Origin of the sequence: Pseudoalteromonas sp. MIP2626, assembly GCF_013414205.1 — a bacterium.
Taxonomy (GTDB): Bacteria; Pseudomonadota; Gammaproteobacteria; order Enterobacterales; family Alteromonadaceae; genus Pseudoalteromonas; species Pseudoalteromonas nigrifaciens.
Map to the genome: position 1 here is coordinate 140,246 of NZ_JAATTW010000003.1, position 18,242 is coordinate 158,487.

An 18,242-nucleotide genomic window follows, 5' to 3' on the forward strand; every position below is an offset into this window, starting at 1 on the left:
TCTAACAATCCTTATAAATTGATATGATTAATCTTAGCAGATGCTTATAGTAATAACATAAATATTACAGTTTGAACTGCTCGCCTAAATAAACATCACGTACTGTTTTATCGTTTAATACAAATTCAGGAGTACCAGATGCAATTAGCTCCCCATGAGAAACAATGTAGGCTTTTTCACAAACATCAAGGGTTTCCCTTACATTGTGGTCGGTAATTAGTACGCCAATACCACGATTTTTAAGGTGTTCTATAATTTTTTTAATATCGAGTACTGAAATAGGATCCACGCCAGCAAAGGGCTCATCAAGCAATATAAATTTAGGATCTGCAGCTAAAGCACGTGCTATTTCTACGCGGCGACGTTCACCACCAGATAGCGCCATACCTAAGCTGTCGCGAATATGTTGCAGGCTAAATTCGTCCAATAAACTATTTAGGGTTTCTTCCCTGGCTTGTTTATTTAGTTGCTTACGCGTTTCTAAAATAGCCATTAAATTTTGATACACAGTGAGCTTTCTAAAAATAGAAGATTCTTGTGGTAAATAACCAATACCTAAACGAGCACGGCTGTGCATAGGAAGTAAGGTAATATCGTTATCATCAATTAATATTTTACCTTTGTCGCTAGGTACTAAGCCTACAATCATGTAAAAGGTAGTGGTTTTACCTGCGCCATTTGGGCCAAGTAAACCAACAATGCTACCAGCTTTTACTTCAAGTCCTACATTTTTAACAACTTCACGGCCTTTATAGCTTTTTGCTAATAGCTCTGCTTTTAATGTACTCATGGCTGACCTTTATTGAGTTTTTGTTCTTTTTTTACGTCTACAGGCACTAAAATAGTGTGTACCCGATCAGTTGAGTTTTCATCTTTTTCAGCACTTATAAGCTGTTGCTCTATATCGTAGGTGATGCTTTTAGCCGTAATTTTTTGCCCAGCTTGAGAAATGTTTGCATCTCCTACTAGGGTTAAAAAACGTTTCGCTACATCGTAACGTACTTCGTTAGCGCTGGCGCTCATGACAGTACCATCTGCTTGCTTTTCTTCAAAATATGCAGGACTGCCCGTGGCAATTAATAGTTGTTTATTATCGCCAAGTTCGTCGCGCTTATGTACTTCTAAACGATCGGCGGTGATACGACGATTACCGTGAATTATCTCGACGTTTTTCTCAAAAATACCAACGTTTTCTTTTAGTTGGCCTTCTTGGCGGTCAGCACTAATAGAAATTTGATTAGCTAATGGGGAAGTACTTTGCTCTGCCGCATTACTATTAAATACAAGTATAAGCGATGGAATAATAAGTATTTTTGCAAGGTTATTGGTCATAATATAGTGTTCGCGTATGGTTAATTAGTTTTATCACCTCGGTTGTTAAATTGGCTTCAAGGCCTTTACCGGTGATCTTTAAATTCGGTCCAGTTATAATAACGGGCTGTTCGCTGCGCATAGTGAGTAGCATTATATCTACTTGAATATTGTCGGCGGTAATTTTGTCTATCATTGCGCCATCAATTAAGTTTTGGGCAGTTACATTACCCTCTAAAATTAATTGTCTTTCATCGTAAAGTGTTGCTTCATCAGCATTGATACGCCACGTTTTTTGTCTGTCGTCGTACAATATGAAAGTAGGTTTTTCGAATAAGGTAAATCCTAGCTGCTCGTAAAGCTCCGTTTTAACCGCAGTTACTTTATGGCTAATTTCACCGTTTTCGTCAAAAGCTGTTTGTTTTAGCTCAATGGCGGTGTAATCGGGTTTAGCTATTACTTCTGAGTCGGCTTTAGCAACCGTATTTACCTGAGTAAAATAAGGGTACCAAAGCCAAACCATACAGGTGATGAATAAAACGCTTAAGACTATGCGCGCTATATTCATGAACTGGTGCCTTGGCTAGTTAATGGTTTATTGTTTTCAAGCATAAGTAAGTCGGTTAGCTCTCTTACTGCACCAAAACCACCCGGCATTTGCGTAGTGTAATGTGCTAAGCGTTTAATTAGTGGGTGCGCGTCGTTTACTGCTACTGCAAAGCCAACTAACTCCATAACAGGCATATCTGGGCCATCATCACCAATATAAGCAATTTGCTCATCGCTCAAATTAAGCTTGTTTTTAAGTTCTTGGTAGGCAATAAGCTTGTTTTCTTGACCTTGATAAATATGCTGCACGGTTAAGCTGGTCATACGTTGTTGTACTATTTGCGAGTGCCTGCCGGTAATAACCGCTACTTCAAAGCCGCTGTTAATAAGTGCTTTAATACCAAAGCCATCTTTTGTATTAAATGCTTTTAGCTCTTCACCTTGGTTGCCAAGATAAATTCGGCCATCAGAAAATACGCCATCAATGTCGCATATAAGTAGTTTTACTTTTTTTGCGCGCGCTTTAGCGTCATCACTTAGCGCTTGATAGAGTTCTTCAAATTGCATTTATAATACTCCTGCTTTAAGTAGGTCTTGCATATTGAGTGCCCCAATAGGCTGATTATGCTCATTAATAATAATTAAGCCATTAATGCGTTTATGTTCCATAATATTAAGCGCTTGCGCAGCAAGCATATCTTGGGTTGCCGTGGTACACGATTTAGTCATTACTGCATCTATTGACGTGGTATGAATATCAACGCGTTGCTCTAAAATACGGCGTAAATCACCATCGGTAAATAACCCGGCGAGTTGCTGGTTATCGTCAACTATGGCGGTCATACCTAAGCCTTTAGCTGTCATCTCAATCAGTGCATCTTTAATAGTTTGCGAAGTAGTTATAATAGGCGTATTTACACCGCTGTGCATAACATCTTTTAAGGTGAGCAGTAATCGCTTCCCTAAACTGCCACCGGGATGCGATAGTGCAAAGTCATCGGCAGTAAATCCGCGTGCTTCTAACAGTGCTACCGCCATTGCATCGCCCATAGCGAGTGTTGCCGTGGTACTGGCTGTTGGTGCTAAGCCTAATGAGCAGGCTTCTTTTTCTACTTTAATGCATACATGCACGTTAGCAAGTGTGGCCATGGTTGATTGTGTATTTCCTGTCATGGAAATAATTTTTGCACCAAGGCGTTTTAACACTGGAATAATATTAAGTACTTCACTGGTTTCGCCTGAGTTAGAAATAAGCATAACGACATCGTTTTTAGTGATCATGCCCAAATCGCCGTGGCTGGCTTCGCCTGGGTGCACAAAAAAAGCAGGGCTACCAGTGCTTGCTAAAGTTGCCGCAATTTTATGGCCAATATGCCCAGACTTACCCATACCAATAATTATAATACGGCCGCTGCAGTCATACATAAGCTGACATGCCTGATGAAAATTATCATCTACATATTGTTTTATATCAAAAAGTGCTTGGCGCTCGATATCAAGAACACGTAGCCCTTGCTCGATAAAACTTAGCTTGGTCATAGACAACTCTTACCCTATTTGACTAAAGATGTAACCTTGGTAAATCAAAAATGCGCTTAGCAGTAAACCACCTTCTACTCTATTGATACGCTGAGCGCCTCTAAAGTTCAATGACATAACAATAAGTGCCAAGGTTGCTGCAATCATAATCAGTACATCACGATTAGCAATAGAAGGGTCGATTATCGATGGATTGATAATACCGGCAAGTGGTAACACGGCTAAAATATTAAAAATATTTGAGCCCACAATATTACCCAGTGCTAGGTCATCTTCATTTTTAAGCACACCTGCAACAGACGCTGCCAGTTCTGGTAAACTGGTGCCAATAGCAATAATAGTTAAGCCAATTACCAAGTCACTTAAGCCAAAGAATTTTGCAATATCGACAGCTGAGCCAACTAAAAAGTGAGAACTAACAGGAAGTAATATCAAGCCCACAATGAGCCAAAAAACTGCCTTTTTAGTGGGAACGTTATCGGGTACTTCATCGCAGGCTTCGTTTACAAATGGATCGTTATTATTTTTAGCTCTTAGGGAGATAATAATAAGTCCAAAAATAAATACAACAAAACCAATAAGTAGGGCAATTGCTTCTGGGTATGAAAAATAGTTATCTGAAAAAATATACCAAGTAGCTAACGAAATAATTAATACCAAAGGTATTTCACGTTTTAAGGTGCTTGATGAAACAGACAGCGGGCGCAATAAAGCGGTAATACCCAGTACTAATAAAATATTGGTTATGTTTGAGCCAACGGCATTGCCTATGGCAGTATCGGTTTTACCGGCTAAAGCGGCAGAAGCCGAAACCATCATTTCAGGCGCTGATGAACCCATTGCAACAACGGTTAACCCTACAATTAAAGTAGGCACACCAAAGTTTTTCGCCAGTGCTGCGGCGCCATAAACGAACTTGTCAGCGCTCCAAACTAGGCCAGCAAGACCAAAAATTAAAATAACAAATGAGGTAACCATTGTATTGAACCAGTTATTGAAAATACATATTGCGCGAATAGTAACAAAAGCCAATCTGAAAGTATAAATAAAACAGTGGCGAAGAGAGCGGTTAATCACTTATTTTATAAATATTTAGGGTATGCTATGCAAAGGTTTAAGCCAAGGTTAAGGTGGTTTGAGCGAGCCTTATAACTGTTTTGGCAATTACATTACAAAATCTTACGAATTGTTTTTTCCATCTTGGTCGAAAAAGCCTTAAAATAGGAATACGAGTGAATATTGTTATGGAGAGCGACTTGTCGCAATCAATAGTAGAAGTCAAGGATGTTTGCTTTTCAAGGGGCGATAGAATCATATATAAAAATATGAGTTTTAGTGTTCCTAAAGGTAAAATCACTGCCATTATGGGGCCAAGCGGCATTGGTAAAACTACCATGCTACGTTTAATTGGCGGTCAGCTAAAGCCTGACTCTGGTGATATTTTATTTGAAGGCAGTAGCATTCCAAAAATGTCACGTAAAGCCCTATATGAAGCGCGTACCAAAATGAGTATGCTTTTTCAAAGTGGTGCATTATTTACTGACATGTCGGTATTCGATAATATAGCTTTTCCGATTCGAGAGCACACTAAGCTAAGTGAAGACCTTATTCGTTTAGTGGTATTAATGAAGTTACAAGCTGTGGGTTTACGAGGCGCTAAAGATTTAATGCCATCGGAGTTGTCAGGTGGTATGGCTCGCCGTGCAGCTTTAGCCCGCTCTATAGCACTTGACCCTGAATTAATTATGTATGATGAGCCATTTGCAGGCCAAGACCCTATTTCTATGGGAGTACTGGTAAAGCTTATAAAGTCACTCAATGAAGTGCTTGGTTTATCGTCTTTAATCGTGACCCATGATGTGAACGAAGTCATGAGCATTGCCGATCACGTTATAATAATTGCCGATCAAGGTGTTATTGGCAGTGGATCGCCAGAACAAATGCGTCAACATGAATCTCCTTTGGTACAGCAGTTCTTAAAAGGCTTATCGGATGGTCCTGTGCCATTTCATTTCCCGGCACAAATATATGCAGATGAGTTGCTTGGAGAGAATAAATGATGTTGAATTTTCTGCAAAAAATAGGGCATAAAACACTAGGTCGTTTTGCAGCGCTAGGGCGCTCAGCGAACATGTTATTTGGTGCACTTGTGCACATACCTAACTTTAAAAAAGGCCCCCCCTTACTCATTCGCCAGCTTTATATGGTGGGCTCACAATCGTTGCTCATTATTGTGGTGTCGGGGTTGTTTATTGGCATGGTATTAGCGCTGCAAGGCTATACAGTGCTGGTTGGTTATGGTGCAGAGGATAGCTTAGGCCCTTTAGTTGCGCTGAGTTTGCTCAGAGAGTTAGGTCCTGTGGTTACTGCATTGCTATTTGCTGGGCGGGCGGGCAGTGCGCTCACCGCTGAAATTGGCTTAATGAAAGCAACCGAGCAATTGTCATCACTCGAAATGATGGCCATTGATCCATTGAAACGTATAATTGCACCGCGTTTTTGGGCTGGTTTAATAAGTATGCCGTTGTTAGCATTAATATTTTCGGCAGTGGCTATTATTGGTGCCCATTTAGTCGGCGTTGATTGGCTAGGCGTTGATACCGGAAGCTTTTGGTCAATTATGCAATCACAAGTTTCGTTTCAGCAAGACATACTCAATGGCATAATTAAAAGCGTTGTATTTGCTATTGTAGTGACCTGGATCGCCCTTTATAAAGGATATGATTGTGTACCAACTTCTGAGGGGATCAGTAAAGCAACCACAGAAACCGTGGTGCACTCATCTTTAGCAGTGTTAGGGTTTGACTTTCTTTTGACAGCGGTAATGTTTACCAACTAGTAGGGTATAGATAATGAATTCACGGAAATTAGAGATTTTAGTTGGTTTTTTTGTCGCACTAGGCATTTTAGCATTTGCTATGCTTGCGCTTAAAGTGGCCAACACTGGTATTAGTGGCTCAGGTGACACATACACACTTAATGCTAAATTTGAAAACATAGGCTCATTAAAGCCCCGTGCACCCATTAAAGTGGGCGGTGTGGTTATTGGCCGGGTAGAATCTATTTATGTTCATCCGCAAGAATTTTTACCAGTTGTTAATATGACCATTGATGCACAGTATTTATGTCGTTTTTCAGACACTAGCTCAATCTCTATTTTAACGTCAGGCATTTTAGGTGAGCAGTACTTAGGGATTAATCCTGTTATTGCACCAGAATCTGCAGAGCAGCGTTGTTTAGGTTTAACTGTGGTACATAACGAACAAGATCAAGCAATTGATGATTTATTTGGCGTAGAAAGTAAAGCGCTAGGTGACGGTGGATCTATTACCGATACTAAGTCTGCCTTAGTGCTAGAAGAGTTAATTGGGCAGTTTTTATTCAACCAAGGTAGTGAGTAATTATTATGTTGAAAAAGTTTTTAGTTATTGCAGCGCTTAGTACCCTAACGTTTGCACAGGTAGTTAAAGCTGCCGATGTTAAACTAACAGATCCTAACAAAATGGTACGTCAAGTGGCAGATAATACCTTTGAGCGGATCACAAAAGATCAGCCATTAATTATTAAAAATAATGAGCATTTACGTGTCATTGTTGAAGAAGAATTAATGCCCTACATTGACTACAAATATGCGGCACTGCGAGTGTTAGGCAGCGAAGTATCAAAAGTGCGTGCAATAACCGATGAAGCTGAAAAAGCGCGCGCAATTAAAGATATTCAGCGCTTTATTGTAGTATTTAGAGAGTACCTAGTAGCAACGTATGCAGGTGTTTTTACCCAATACACCAACCAACAAGTCGAGTTTGGCGCACCACAACCTTTTAAAGGTAAAGATGTGGTGGTAGTAAAAAGCAAGATAATTGAAGCGGGTAAACCCGATATTAAAATTGACTTTAAAGTACGTGAAGACAGAAGTGGTGAATGGCGTGCTTACGATATGATTGCAGAAGGTATTAGCTTACTAGATGCAAAGCAAAGTGAGCTACAAGGCATGTTACGCCAACAAGGTATTGACCACGTAAGTAACCTTTTAGAGCAAAAGAGCCAACTGCCAGTACAGTTTAGAGGCAGCGACACCAATGACTAAGTTGGTGATAAGCCAAGTTGATGAGCAACATTTTCGAGTCAGTGGTGAGCTTACTCGAAGTTCAATTGGCGATGAAAAAGGCCTGGGCAGTCAGGCAATAACCAAGCATAAAATCTGCTACTTTGACCTTAGTGACGTATCTAGGGTTGACACAGCAGGCTTAGCTTGGTTAATTCACACTTTTGCGCAGTACAAGCAACAAGGCATTCGCCTTGAGTTGCAAAATCCACCTGAACAATTGCAAAATTTAATGCAATTGGGTCAAGTTACAACCCTATTTGAGTGAGAGTTATGGAAACTAGCCAAGTCGAAATATTATTACGCGATGAACTTCAATTAGCAGAAGTACATGTTAAAGCCAATGGTAGCCATTATGAAGTAATAGCTGTTGGCGAATGCTTTGACGGTTTAAGCCGAGTGAAAAAGCAACAGCTAGTTTATGGACCATTAATGAATACTATTTCAGATGGCACCATTCACGCAGTATCAATTCGCGCTTTTACTCCTGTAGAGTGGAAACGCGAACAAAAATTTATTTTACCGCAATAAAAAAGGCCCCTACATGGATCAATTTGTAATTCAAGGTGGCACTTCGCTTGCGGGTGAAGTTACTATCTCTGGCGCTAAAAATGCGGCACTTCCTATTTTATTTGCCGCATTATTAGCCGATGGTAAAAGTACGTTTACTAATGTACCGCGCTTGCGTGACATAGTTACCACCGAAGCGTTATTAAAAACCTTAGGTGCGAGTGTTAATTGGCAAGGCGACACGCTTGTGATTGACGGCGCAACAGTGGATAAAACACTTGCTCCGTATGACCTAGTTAAGCAAATGCGTGCATCGGTACTGACACTCGGGCCTTTAGTGGCGCGTTTTGGTGAAGCACAAGTGTCACTCCCTGGTGGCTGCGCTATTGGGGCTCGACCTGTGGATATTCATATTCAAGGCTTAGAGCGCATGGGCGCACAAATCAACGTAGAAAACGGCTATATTAATGCCAAAGTAAATGGTCGCTTAAAAGGCGCTGAAATCTTTATGGAGATGGTTAGCGTTGGCGCTACTGAAAACCTATTGATGGCCGCGACCTTAGCCGATGGCAAAACTGTGCTTGAAAATGCAGCTTGTGAGCCAGAAATAACAGACTTGGCTAATTGCTTAATTGCTATGGGCGCTAAAATTACGGGTGCGGGTACAAACCGTATTGAAATTGAAGGCGTTGAGCGTTTAGCGGGTTGTGAGCACCGTATTTTACCAGATCGTATTGAAACAGGTACTTTTTTAGTTGCTGCTGCTATGGCCAGTGGCGAAGTGCTGTGTAAGATGACCGATTTTCATTCACTTGAGCCGGTAATTGAAAAGCTACGTGCAACCAATGCATTGTTAGAAGTACATGACAACAGCATTTATTTAGATATGCGCGGCAGAGAATTAAAAGCCGTTAATATTAAAACAGCTCCGCATCCTGGTTTTCCTACCGATATGCAGGCGCAGTTTACCGCATTAAATGTAGTGGCTAATGGTAGTGCCACCATTACCGAAACTATTTTTGAAAACCGCTTTATGCATGTACCTGAGCTACAACGTATGGGCGCAAATATTCGCTTAGAAGGCAACACAGCTATTTGTGGTGATACAAAAACTCTTAGCGGTGCCCAAGTTATGGCAACCGACCTACGTGCATCAGCCAGTTTAATTTTAACCGGTATAGTGGCGCAAGGTGAAACGATAGTTGATCGTATTTATCATGTTGATAGAGGTTATGAGCGCATTGAAGATAAGCTCAGCGCGTTAGGTGCTAATATTAAACGTAGAAGTAGTTAAATAACTATTTAGTTAGTTAAGGTATTTTTAAAGGCCGGATAAGCTAATTTGCTATCCGGCCTTTTTATTAAAGCTTAGTTTCAAGCTCTGCAACCGTCACCATTATTTTTTCTATTTTACCATTGCGGTACAGCTCAAATTCTATTTCTTTACCGGGTTCGGTATTGCCTATTTTTTCTAACACTTTTTGTGGGTTTGCTACCGAAAGTCCTGCTATTTCAATTACAATATCTTGCTCTTCAATACCGGCCTGCCAAGCTGGGCCTAGTGGATCTAAGTTAGTAATACGCATACCTGCCACGGGCGTTAGGCTGTCGTTTACTTCTTTGCCTGTGCTATCTACAGCTGTCCCCTCAAAGCCTAAGTAGCCACGAACCACTCGGCCATGACGAATTAGTTTTGCCATAACCTCTTTTACTAAAGAGTAAGGAACCGCAAAAAATATTCCCTGTATGTTTAAGTTTTCGCGAGTTTTAAATTGCGCAGAAGTAATACCGACTAAATCACCATTGGAATTAACTAATGCACCGCCCGAATTGCCTACATTAATGGCTGCGTCCATTTGCAATAAATTATTATAAGGACTGTCGGTGATTTTTTGTTTGCCGGTGGCGCTAATAATGCCTTGGGTAATGGTTTGCCCTAAATTTAAAGGGTTACCAATGGCCAGTACAATGTCGCCAACACTTGATGAGTAGTCATCGTTAACAGGAATAACAGGTAAGTGATCGGCATTAATTTTTAAGAGCGCAAGGTCAGTAATAGTATCAAAACCAATAAGCTGTACATCAAAAAAGCGTCGGCCATCGGTTAATATAACCAGTATTTGGTCGGCATTATTAATCACATGATAATTGGTAAGAATATAGCCATCTTGCGACATGATCACGCCCGAACCTAGTTCTTGTACGGTGTTTTGTTGTTTATAGCGTGGTTCTTTAGAGATACTTTCTGAAAAAACGGTGACTACCGAAGGAGCCGCACGCTTAACCGCATCTGAAAAGCTTAAATGGTTGCTACTCATAGCACTGGGCAGTGGCACATTAGGCAGCAATGCAGTGCGCATATTAGGACTAAAAAAAACCACTAAAAAAGCAATACCTAGGCCTGCAAATAGAGGAGGGAGTATAAATTTTAAGATTTTTAGCACAAGATTCTTATTGTTAGTGAGCAATCTCTTTATGATGGCCAAAAAAAATAACAGCGGCAAGTGCCGCTGTTACTTTTATTGCATTTTAACGGTTATAAATTATTGAATGAGTACAAATATAGACTCACGACCGCGTTTTACCCCTAATACAATGTTGCCTTTGATGTTTTCAATGATCTGGTTCATATCATTTATGCTTTCTACGCGCTGGCGATTTACTTGCACAATAATATCACCTTCTTCAAGACCAACACGCGCTGCAGGAGAGCGCGGATCTACCGTACTAACTTCAATACCCTTAGCGTTATTTTTCTTAACGTTTTCTAATGTGGCACCTTGAAATGCAGGGTGTAATTCTTCGCCTGTTGCGGTAATACCAGATGCGCCATCTAGGGTTACTTTAACGTTTTTTATCTTACCATCGCGGTAAATACCTAATTTAACGTCTCGGCCTTCGCCTAAGGTTGCTATTTTACTGCGTAATTCATGAAAGCCGCTAATATCACTACCATTAATGCTAATAATAACATCGCCTGCTTGTATGCCCGCTTTGCTGGCTGCAGTGTTATCCATTACTTGCATAACATACGCGCCCTGTTTTACGTCAAGCTGCTGTGCTTTGGCAAGCCCAGCATCGAGAGGGCGACCTGATATTCCTAGCGAGCCACGGCGAACTTCACCGTGTTCAATAATTTGATCGACTAAGTTTTTCATCATATTAGAAGGAATAGCAAAGCCAATACCTACGTTACCGCCAGATGCGCCTAAAATTGCGGTGTTAATTCCAATTAGCTCGCCATTTAAATTAACTAATGCACCACCAGAGTTACCTTGGTTAATAGCGGCATCGGTTTGAATGAAATCTTCGTAACCTTCAATATTTAAGCCACTGCGACCAAGTGCGCTTACTATGCCAGATGTAACCGTATGGCTTAAACCAAATGGGTTACCAATGGCAACAGCAAAGTCGCCCACCCGTAAATTATCAGAGTTAGCTAGCTTTACTGCGGTTAAATCATCTGCATCTATTTGTAATAAGGCGATATCAGACTCTTTATCAGTGCCAATTTTGGTTGCCTCAAACTCTCGGCCGTCTTCAAGGGTGACTATCATTTTTTCGGCGTCTTGGATCACATGGTTGTTAGTGACCACATAACCTTTCTTAGCATCAATAATAACCCCTGAGCCTAACCCGCTAAATTGACGTTTTTGACTGCGAGGTTGTGGGTTACCAAAAAAGAACTCCAGCGGATCGGCGCGGCGACGTATTTCTTTTGAGCCCGACACCTGGATACTGACAACACCAGGGGTTATTTGCTCTAACATAGGCGCAAGTGTTGGTAATTGTTGGCCATTTACTGCAATCGGCATTTTTGCGTAAGACGTAACCGGGCTCAATAATAGGCTAGTAGACAAAATAGCTGCGCTGATAAGTGATAATTTCATTTTCATAGTCAGGGTTTACTCCACTTAGGATAAGCGAAAACAAAAAGGGCTACTTTAAAAGCAGCCCTTTTCGGTTTATTTAGGGCCTGTTGACCTTTCAGGATTGTAATTTGTTCTATCTAGAGGGGGTTTAATCGCGGCGCGAGATTTGTAACCTAGTGGGCTAAGTAAAAACCGAGCAACAATGAGTAAATTCCCCCTAGGACGAACCCAAGGGCAGCGCATGTTTGTTATTTATGCTGCGTTATCGCCTGTTTATGTGAAATAACCACATGGCACAGGCTCTGCCTTGCCTAAAAATCAAACATACTGCTGCAAATTCAACCTCGAAAGAAAAACAGGCCCTTTAAAACAACAAAGCTGTTATATCTAAAGACTATGGGGTTGAAAAAAAGTTCATCAAGATGCTGTTGAAGATTTTGCTTCGCCAGCAAACAAACCAGACTCACCCGATACGTAATCAGCCGGCTGTGCATCGGCGTTAGAGCGATCTGAGCGGCGCTCTTTAAGTGAAGCTTGTAACTGCTCAGTCATCTCTTTAGAGAAAAAAGGTTCAGCAGGTGCTTTATTTCTGTCCTCTAGTAACAACTGATTAGTTTCTTCAACATGGCTAAGTAACTGATCGTAATTGTCTTTCATTTTAGTTACTAACTTACCAGTATTTGCTAAGTGATCAGCTACATCTTGTCGATATTGCTCTAGCGTATTTTTTGCTTGTTCAACCTGCTCTTCTAATTCATCATGCTTGAACTGTTTTTTAGTGACAAATGCACCGATGAAAAATGCGGCTATAGCAACAATAATAACTAAACCGACCCATGTAAATGTACCCATAAATATCACCTCTTTGGGAAAATAACTAACGAATATCTTAAATCAAACTAAGTCTAATATACCCTGACTAATGATGCGTGTTAATATGCTTTGTAAATTAAACTGCGTTTTAACTGTAAATAGATATGACTCCTTGGCAAACATACCAGCAAGACCTCAAGCGTGATGACTTTGTATACGACGCAGCACAAGAAAATGCTGTACGTCATTTACAGCGCTTATATGATGATTTAACTCAAGAAAAACCGCAACCTACCGGTTTTTTTGCAAAGCTATTTAATAAAACAGAGCCTGCACCTATAAAAGGTTTGTATTTTTGGGGCGGAGTAGGGCGTGGTAAAACGTATTTAGTTGATACCTTTTATGAAGCACTACCGGGGCAGCGTAAAATGCGCGTGCATTTTCACCGCTTTATGCACCGAGTACATGACGAGCTTAAAAAATTAAATAAAAAAGAAAATCCACTAGAAATAGTAGCTGATATTTTTAAAGCCGAAACCGATATAATTTGTTTTGATGAATTTTACGTTCAAGACATTACCGATGCTATGTTACTTGGTGGCTTAATGGAAGCACTGTTTGCTCGTGGCATAGTGTTAGTTGCTACGTCGAATATTATTCCCGATGAGTTGTATCGAAATGGCTTACAGCGCGCGCGCTTTTTGCCCGCGATTGCGCTTGTTAATGCAAATACAGAAATAGTAAATGTCGATTCGGGCATAGATTACAGATTAAGAACTTTAGAGCAGGCAGAGATATTTCACAGCCCACTCGATGAGCAAGCCGGTAAAAACCTATTTGAATACTTTGATAAGTTATCACACGAACAGGGTAAATCTAATACCGCCATTGAAATTGAAGGGCGCATGATTAAAACCCGTAAAGTATCTGATTGTGTTGTAATGTTTGAGTTTAGCGAATTATGTGAAACCGCGCGTAGCCAAGTAGATTACATGGAAATTAGCCGTTTATATAACACAGTTATTTTGTCTAACGTAAAACAATTTGGGCAAGTGAATGACGACGCAGCAAGACGCTTTATTGCATTAGTAGATGAATTTTACGAACGCCACGTGACTTTAATAATTTCGGCAGAAAAACCCATTACAGAGCTCTATACTCAAGGTAATTTAAGCTTTGAGTTTAAACGCTGCATAAGTCGCTTACAAGAAATGCAGTCGCTAGAGTATTTAGCGAAAGAGCATTTAGCATAAAAGTTAGCGTCTTAGGGCTAATTTACTCTTTTGAGGAAAGGGCTCAATGCTAGAGCCCAATACACAGCGAAGGTCTCTTTAATATAAAGTGCCTAGCAGTTAAAAAATTTGTGGAAAAAACAACCCGCCGGTAGTAATGCAATAAAAGTGCTGATATACTCCCGCTCCTGCCACGTTGCGTTCTATGCCTTCATATAGTCTAGCCACTTGTGAGCGGCGCAAAAGTCTAAAACTCGAAGGGGTTATAGCAAACTTAGAGCAGTAGTTAATATTAACTACTTGTGGTTTTAATTGAAAAACATTGGATTTTTATAAATGAAAACGTTTGTTGCTAAACCAGAAACAGTAAAACGTGACTGGTACGTAGTTGACGCTGAAGGTAAAACTTTAGGTCGCATCGCTACTGAAATCGCTCTCCGCCTACGCGGTAAGCATAAAGTTGAATATACACCGCACGTAGATACTGGTGATTATATCATCGTTATCAACGCTGAAAAAGTTACTGTAACTGGTAACAAATTCAAAAACAAAGTGTACTATTCACACTCTGGTTTTCCAGGTGGTCTTAAGTCTACTACTTTTGATAAACTTCAAGCTGCAAAGCCTGAAATGATCATCGAAAAAGCTGTTAAAGGCATGTTGCCACGTGGTCCTTTAGGCCGCGCTATGTACCGTAAACTTAAAGTTTACACAGGTACTGAGCATAACCATGCTGCACAACAGCCTCAGGTTCTAGACATTTAAGGAGCACCATCATGGCAAATCAATACTACGGTACAGGTCGTCGTAAAAGTTCTAGTGCTCGCGTGTTCTTACGCCCAGGTACTGGTAACATCGTAATCAACAAGCGCTCTTTAGAAGAGTACTTTGGTCGCGAAACAGCACGTATGGTTGTTCATCAAGCTCTAGAGCTTGTTGATATGACTGAAAAGTTTGATCTTCACATCACCGTTTCTGGTGGTGGTACAACTGGTCAAGCTGGTGCAATCCGTCACGGTATTACTCGTGCACTTATGGAGTTTGACGAGTCACTACGTCCGCAACTTCGTAAAGCAGGTTTCGTAACTCGTGATGCACGTAAAGTTGAACGTAAGAAAGTGGGTCTTAAGAAAGCGCGTAAGCGTCCACAGTTCTCAAAACGTTAATATTTACGTTATCAAGAATTCAAAAACCCAGCTTATGCTGGGTTTTTTGTTTTTCGCGACATAATAAATGGTAACTTTGACGATAGGTAATTGATAAAATCAGCGTGTTTAATGAGCAAAAGTAAAAAAACACTCAGTGAATACTAAAAAAGTTAAATAATTATCGTAATTAGTTTAAATCCATCAGTTAATTGGTGAATTTTTTTGCTACAATTGGCTGGCAAATAATGTGAGCAGGTTTAGCCCTAGCAAATGCAGTTGTTACTGCTTGTTTTGGTGAGGTTGACCTGAGTCAGTATATTATTTTTACAGAAGCGATATGATAGTCATTCGGCTTCATACTCGAGCTAACTTAATCTATTTTTTGAGCAAGTCAGGATTATTCGAGCATGGGGCTGTGAGTAACCTTGTTTTAAACAAGGATTTAAATATGATCGTTTCTATTTTATAATTCAAAAAAATTAACCTGCTGTAACTGATGTTCTCAATATAGCAAGTGTTGAGAATCATAGTGGAGATAAGTGGATGAGCAATGCGCCTGTAGACAATGGCCGACGTCGCTTTTTAACCATAGCTACCTCTGTTGTTGGTGGTGTTGGTGCGGCTGGGGCTGCTGTTCCTTTTATTGCGTCTTGGAATCCAAGTGAGCGAGCTAAATCTGCGGGTGCGCCTGTAGAAGTAGACATAAGCAAACTTGAGCCAGGACAATTAATACGTGTCGAGTGGCGTGGTAAACCTGTATGGGTTGTATCACGGACCCCAAAAATGCTTGAGCAAATGAAAGGACATGAAGATCAACTTCGTGACCCGCATTCGCAAGAGCCACAACAATTAGAATCATCAACAAATGATTACCGTTCATTGCGTCCAGAAATATTTTTGGCTGTAGGTATTTGTACTCATTTAGGATGTTCACCTAGCTTTTTACAAGGTGGCTTTGGTGAAAAAGTGGAAGGGACTGACGACGGTTTTTACTGTCCATGTCATGGTTCTAAGTTTGATATGGCTGGCCGTGTATTCCAATCGGTACCTGCACCATTAAACCTAGAAATACCACCATACACTTTTCTTGATGAAACCACTATATTAGTGGGCGAAGAACAAGGAGTGGCCTAATGTTTGGTAAGATTATTGGTTGGCTAGACGACCGTATACCATTGACACGTGTCTGGAACATGCATATTGCACAGTACCCAGCACCTAAAAACTTTAACTTTTGGTACTTCTTTGGCTCACTAGCTATGTTAGTACTAGTTAACCAAATTCTTACAGGAATTTGGTTAACTATGAACTATGTACCTTCTGCTGAGGGGGCGTTTGCATCAGTTGAATACATCATGCGTGATGTTGATTATGGCTGGTTATTACGTTATTTACACTCAACCGGTGCATCAGCGTTTTTCATCGTTGTATATTTGCATATGTTCCGTGGCATGATCTACGGTTCTTATCAAAAACCACGGGAATTACTGTGGGTATTTGGTATGTTTATTTTCTTAGCGCTAATGGCCGAAGCATTCATGGGGTACTTATTACCATGGGGGCAAATGTCATTTTGGGGTGCACAGGTAATCATTTCACTATTTGGAGCAATTCCGGTTATAGGTGATGATTTAACACTTTGGATCCGTGGTGATTACGTAATATCAGGTGCAACGCTTAACCGCTTCTTTGCATTGCATGTTATTGCTTTACCATTAGTTATCGTGATTTTAGTATTTTTACACATAGTTGCACTACATGAAGTAGGGTCAAATAACCCTGAAGGCGTAGATAACAAGCGTAAAAAAGGTACGGTAGCTGAAGAAGATAAACCTAAGTTTAAGTTCCATGAATATTATACTGATAAAAAAGATATTCTTGATGCGATCCCGTTCCACCCTTATTACACAGTAAAAGATATTGTGGGTGTGGTTGGTTTCTTAATATTGTTCTGTTGGGTGGTGTTCTTTATGCCAGCCATGGGTGGTTTCTTTTTAGAAGCGCCAAACTTTGAAGCGGCTAACCCGCTGAAAACACCAGAGCATATTTTTCCAGTTTGGTACTTTACGCCATTTTATGCAATCTTACGTGCGATCCCTGATAAGTTAATGGGTGTTGCAGCAATGGGTGCATCTATTGTAGTGCTTGCGTTATTACCTTGGATAGATCGTGGTTCAGTTCGCTCAGTTCGTTACCGTTGTGGTTTCCACAAATGGAACATTGCAGGCTTTGTTGTTACTTTTGTTCTTTTAGGTTGGGTTGGTGCAACACCACAAACTGACATGAAAACAATTGTTTCGCAGATATGTACTGTGACTTACTTTATGTTCTTCGTACTGTTATTTGTATACAGTAAGAATGAAAAAACTAAGCCATTGCCTGAGAGGTTACTGAAATGATGAAAAAGCTACTTATTGGTTTATTTGCTTTATCAATTAATGTGTTGCCGGCAATGGCTGCAGGTCCTTCAGTGGCATTATTAGATGCTGGTAATGACCTAACAGATCAGCCTTCGTTGCAACGCGGTGCTAAATTGTTCATGAACTATTGTGTTGCTTGTCATCAAATGCAATACCAGCGTTATGAACGTACTTTTCGTGATATCGGTATTCCAACGGAAATTGGCGCAGAACAGTTAATTTTTGACGGTTCAAAAGTAGGTAGCCATATTACCAATGCGATGGCCAAAGAAGATGCTGAAAAGTGGTTTGGTGCTGCGCCACCAGATTTAACTAACGTTGCACGTGTTCGTGGTTCTGATTGGATATATACGTATTTAAAATCGTTCTACAAAGATGAATCACGTCCATTTGGCGTAAACAATACATTGTTTCCATCTGTAGGTATGCCGCATGTTCTGCAAGAACTACAAGGCTTACCAACAGCTATTACAGAAGAAGTAGAAGTGAATGGTCATACTGTGACCAGAATTGTTGCTACTGAAACTGATGGCTCAGGTGAATTAAGTGTAGATGAATACGACCAAGCCGCTCGCGATTTAACCAACTTCCTTGAGTACGTGGGTGAACCTTCACGTCTTGAGTCAGAAGCAATAGGTATTAAGGTAATTGGATTTTTATTCATCCTATTTATCTTGGCATTTATGCTTAAGAAAGAATACTGGAGAGATGTTCATTAAGTTTGAACATGTTTAAAGGTAATT

General features: G+C 40.4%; 22 protein-coding genes. 13 read left to right on the top strand and 9 right to left on the bottom strand.

Going from position 1 to position 18,242, the window contains the following annotated elements; translation table 11 throughout:
- Positions 1–64: 64 nt before the first annotated feature.
- The 6 genes from lptB to HC000_RS03470 are packed head-to-tail and all read right to left on the bottom strand — an operon-like array spanning position 65 to position 4,377.
- Positions 65–790: an LPS export ABC transporter ATP-binding protein gene (gene lptB, locus HC000_RS03445; RefSeq protein WP_011329198.1), complete on the bottom strand. Its 726-nt coding sequence runs from the start codon at positions 788–790 to the stop codon at positions 65–67.
- Positions 787–1,332, bottom strand: coding sequence for a lipopolysaccharide transport periplasmic protein LptA (gene lptA / locus HC000_RS03450; protein WP_011329197.1), 546 nt, complete (start codon positions 1,330–1,332; stop codon positions 787–789). The genes lptB and lptA overlap by 4 nt, the downstream gene beginning before the upstream one ends.
- Positions 1,322–1,879, bottom strand: coding sequence for an LPS export ABC transporter periplasmic protein LptC (gene lptC / locus HC000_RS03455; protein ID WP_089368740.1), 558 nt, complete (start codon positions 1,877–1,879; stop codon positions 1,322–1,324). The genes lptA and lptC overlap by 11 nt, the downstream gene beginning before the upstream one ends.
- Positions 1,876–2,427 (bottom strand): 3-deoxy-manno-octulosonate-8-phosphatase KdsC, encoded by a 552-nt coding sequence (gene kdsC, locus HC000_RS03460; RefSeq protein WP_011329195.1) that lies wholly within the window; start codon positions 2,425–2,427, stop codon positions 1,876–1,878. Before kdsC ends, lptC begins: the two co-directional genes overlap by 4 nt.
- On the bottom strand, positions 2,428–3,399 hold the full coding sequence (locus tag HC000_RS03465; RefSeq protein ID WP_011329194.1) for a KpsF/GutQ family sugar-phosphate isomerase: 972 nt from the start codon (positions 3,397–3,399) through the stop codon (positions 2,428–2,430).
- Between the two features lie 9 nt (positions 3,400–3,408).
- Positions 3,409–4,377 (bottom strand): calcium/sodium antiporter, encoded by a 969-nt coding sequence (locus HC000_RS03470; RefSeq protein ID WP_041454567.1) that lies wholly within the window; start codon positions 4,375–4,377, stop codon positions 3,409–3,411.
- Positions 4,378–4,643: 266 nt separating this feature from the next.
- On the opposite strand from HC000_RS03470, the gene HC000_RS03475 reads away from it, so the two are divergent.
- Genes HC000_RS03475 through murA form a run of 7 tightly spaced genes read left to right on the top strand, consistent with a single transcriptional unit; the run spans position 4,644 to position 9,308 of the window.
- A complete protein-coding gene (locus HC000_RS03475) occupies positions 4,644–5,459 on the top strand; it encodes an ATP-binding cassette domain-containing protein (RefSeq protein WP_011329192.1) in 816 nt (271 codons plus the stop codon).
- On the top strand, positions 5,459–6,238 hold the full coding sequence (mlaE, locus tag HC000_RS03480; RefSeq protein ID WP_179806993.1) for a lipid asymmetry maintenance ABC transporter permease subunit MlaE: 780 nt from the start codon (positions 5,459–5,461) through the stop codon (positions 6,236–6,238). Before HC000_RS03475 ends, mlaE begins: the two co-directional genes overlap by 1 nt.
- 13 nt (positions 6,239–6,251) lie before the next feature.
- A complete protein-coding gene (gene mlaD, locus HC000_RS03485) occupies positions 6,252–6,800 on the top strand; it encodes an outer membrane lipid asymmetry maintenance protein MlaD (protein ID WP_011329190.1) in 549 nt (182 codons plus the stop codon).
- Between the two features lie 5 nt (positions 6,801–6,805).
- Complete coding sequence (locus HC000_RS03490) at positions 6,806–7,486, top strand: ABC transporter substrate-binding protein (protein WP_179806970.1); 681 nt, start codon at positions 6,806–6,808, stop codon at positions 7,484–7,486.
- Positions 7,479–7,772: an STAS domain-containing protein gene (locus HC000_RS03495; RefSeq protein ID WP_011329188.1), complete on the top strand. Its 294-nt coding sequence runs from the start codon at positions 7,479–7,481 to the stop codon at positions 7,770–7,772. The genes HC000_RS03490 and HC000_RS03495 overlap by 8 nt, the downstream gene beginning before the upstream one ends.
- Before the next feature lie 5 nt (positions 7,773–7,777).
- Positions 7,778–8,035, top strand: a complete 258-nt coding sequence (locus HC000_RS03500; RefSeq protein WP_011329187.1) for a BolA family protein — start codon at positions 7,778–7,780, stop codon at positions 8,033–8,035.
- Positions 8,036–8,048: 13 nt separating this feature from the next.
- Positions 8,049–9,308, top strand: a complete 1,260-nt coding sequence (murA, locus tag HC000_RS03505) for a UDP-N-acetylglucosamine 1-carboxyvinyltransferase (protein ID WP_179806971.1) — start codon at positions 8,049–8,051, stop codon at positions 9,306–9,308.
- A gap of 67 nt (positions 9,309–9,375) precedes the next feature.
- Here murA and HC000_RS03510 read toward each other — a convergent pair whose 3' ends face one another.
- The 3 genes from HC000_RS03510 to HC000_RS03520 form a co-directional block, all read right to left on the bottom strand.
- On the bottom strand, positions 9,376–10,458 hold the full coding sequence (locus HC000_RS03510) for a trypsin-like peptidase domain-containing protein (RefSeq protein ID WP_179806972.1): 1,083 nt from the start codon (positions 10,456–10,458) through the stop codon (positions 9,376–9,378).
- Positions 10,459–10,557: 99 nt separating this feature from the next.
- Entirely contained in the window at positions 10,558–11,910 is a 1,353-nt protein-coding gene (locus HC000_RS03515) for a Do family serine endopeptidase (protein ID WP_179806973.1), read from the bottom strand.
- A gap of 393 nt (positions 11,911–12,303) precedes the next feature.
- The gene (locus HC000_RS03520; RefSeq protein WP_011329183.1) at positions 12,304–12,738 is read right to left on the bottom strand and encodes a YhcB family protein; all 435 of its coding nucleotides are present in this window, start codon (positions 12,736–12,738) and stop codon (positions 12,304–12,306) included.
- Positions 12,739–12,863: 125 nt separating this feature from the next.
- On the opposite strand from HC000_RS03520, the gene zapE reads away from it, so the two are divergent.
- From zapE to HC000_RS03550, 6 genes are all read left to right on the top strand, one after another.
- Complete coding sequence (gene zapE / locus HC000_RS03525; protein ID WP_179806974.1) at positions 12,864–13,952, top strand: cell division protein ZapE; 1,089 nt, start codon at positions 12,864–12,866, stop codon at positions 13,950–13,952.
- Positions 13,953–14,267: 315 nt separating this feature from the next.
- Positions 14,268–14,696, top strand: coding sequence for a 50S ribosomal protein L13 (rplM, locus tag HC000_RS03530; protein WP_011329180.1), 429 nt, complete (start codon positions 14,268–14,270; stop codon positions 14,694–14,696).
- Between the two features lie 8 nt (positions 14,697–14,704).
- Complete coding sequence (rpsI, locus tag HC000_RS03535) at positions 14,705–15,097, top strand: 30S ribosomal protein S9 (RefSeq protein ID WP_086995409.1); 393 nt, start codon at positions 14,705–14,707, stop codon at positions 15,095–15,097.
- A 525-nt stretch (positions 15,098–15,622) separates the two neighbouring features.
- Positions 15,623–16,213, top strand: coding sequence for a ubiquinol-cytochrome c reductase iron-sulfur subunit (gene petA / locus HC000_RS03540; protein WP_011329178.1), 591 nt, complete (start codon positions 15,623–15,625; stop codon positions 16,211–16,213).
- Positions 16,213–17,478, top strand: a complete 1,266-nt coding sequence (locus tag HC000_RS03545) for a cytochrome b N-terminal domain-containing protein (protein WP_011329177.1) — start codon at positions 16,213–16,215, stop codon at positions 17,476–17,478. The genes petA and HC000_RS03545 overlap by 1 nt, the downstream gene beginning before the upstream one ends.
- Positions 17,475–18,218 (top strand): cytochrome c1, encoded by a 744-nt coding sequence (locus HC000_RS03550; RefSeq protein ID WP_179806975.1) that lies wholly within the window; start codon positions 17,475–17,477, stop codon positions 18,216–18,218. The genes HC000_RS03545 and HC000_RS03550 overlap by 4 nt, the downstream gene beginning before the upstream one ends.
- The last annotated feature ends 24 nt before the right edge of the window (positions 18,219–18,242 follow it).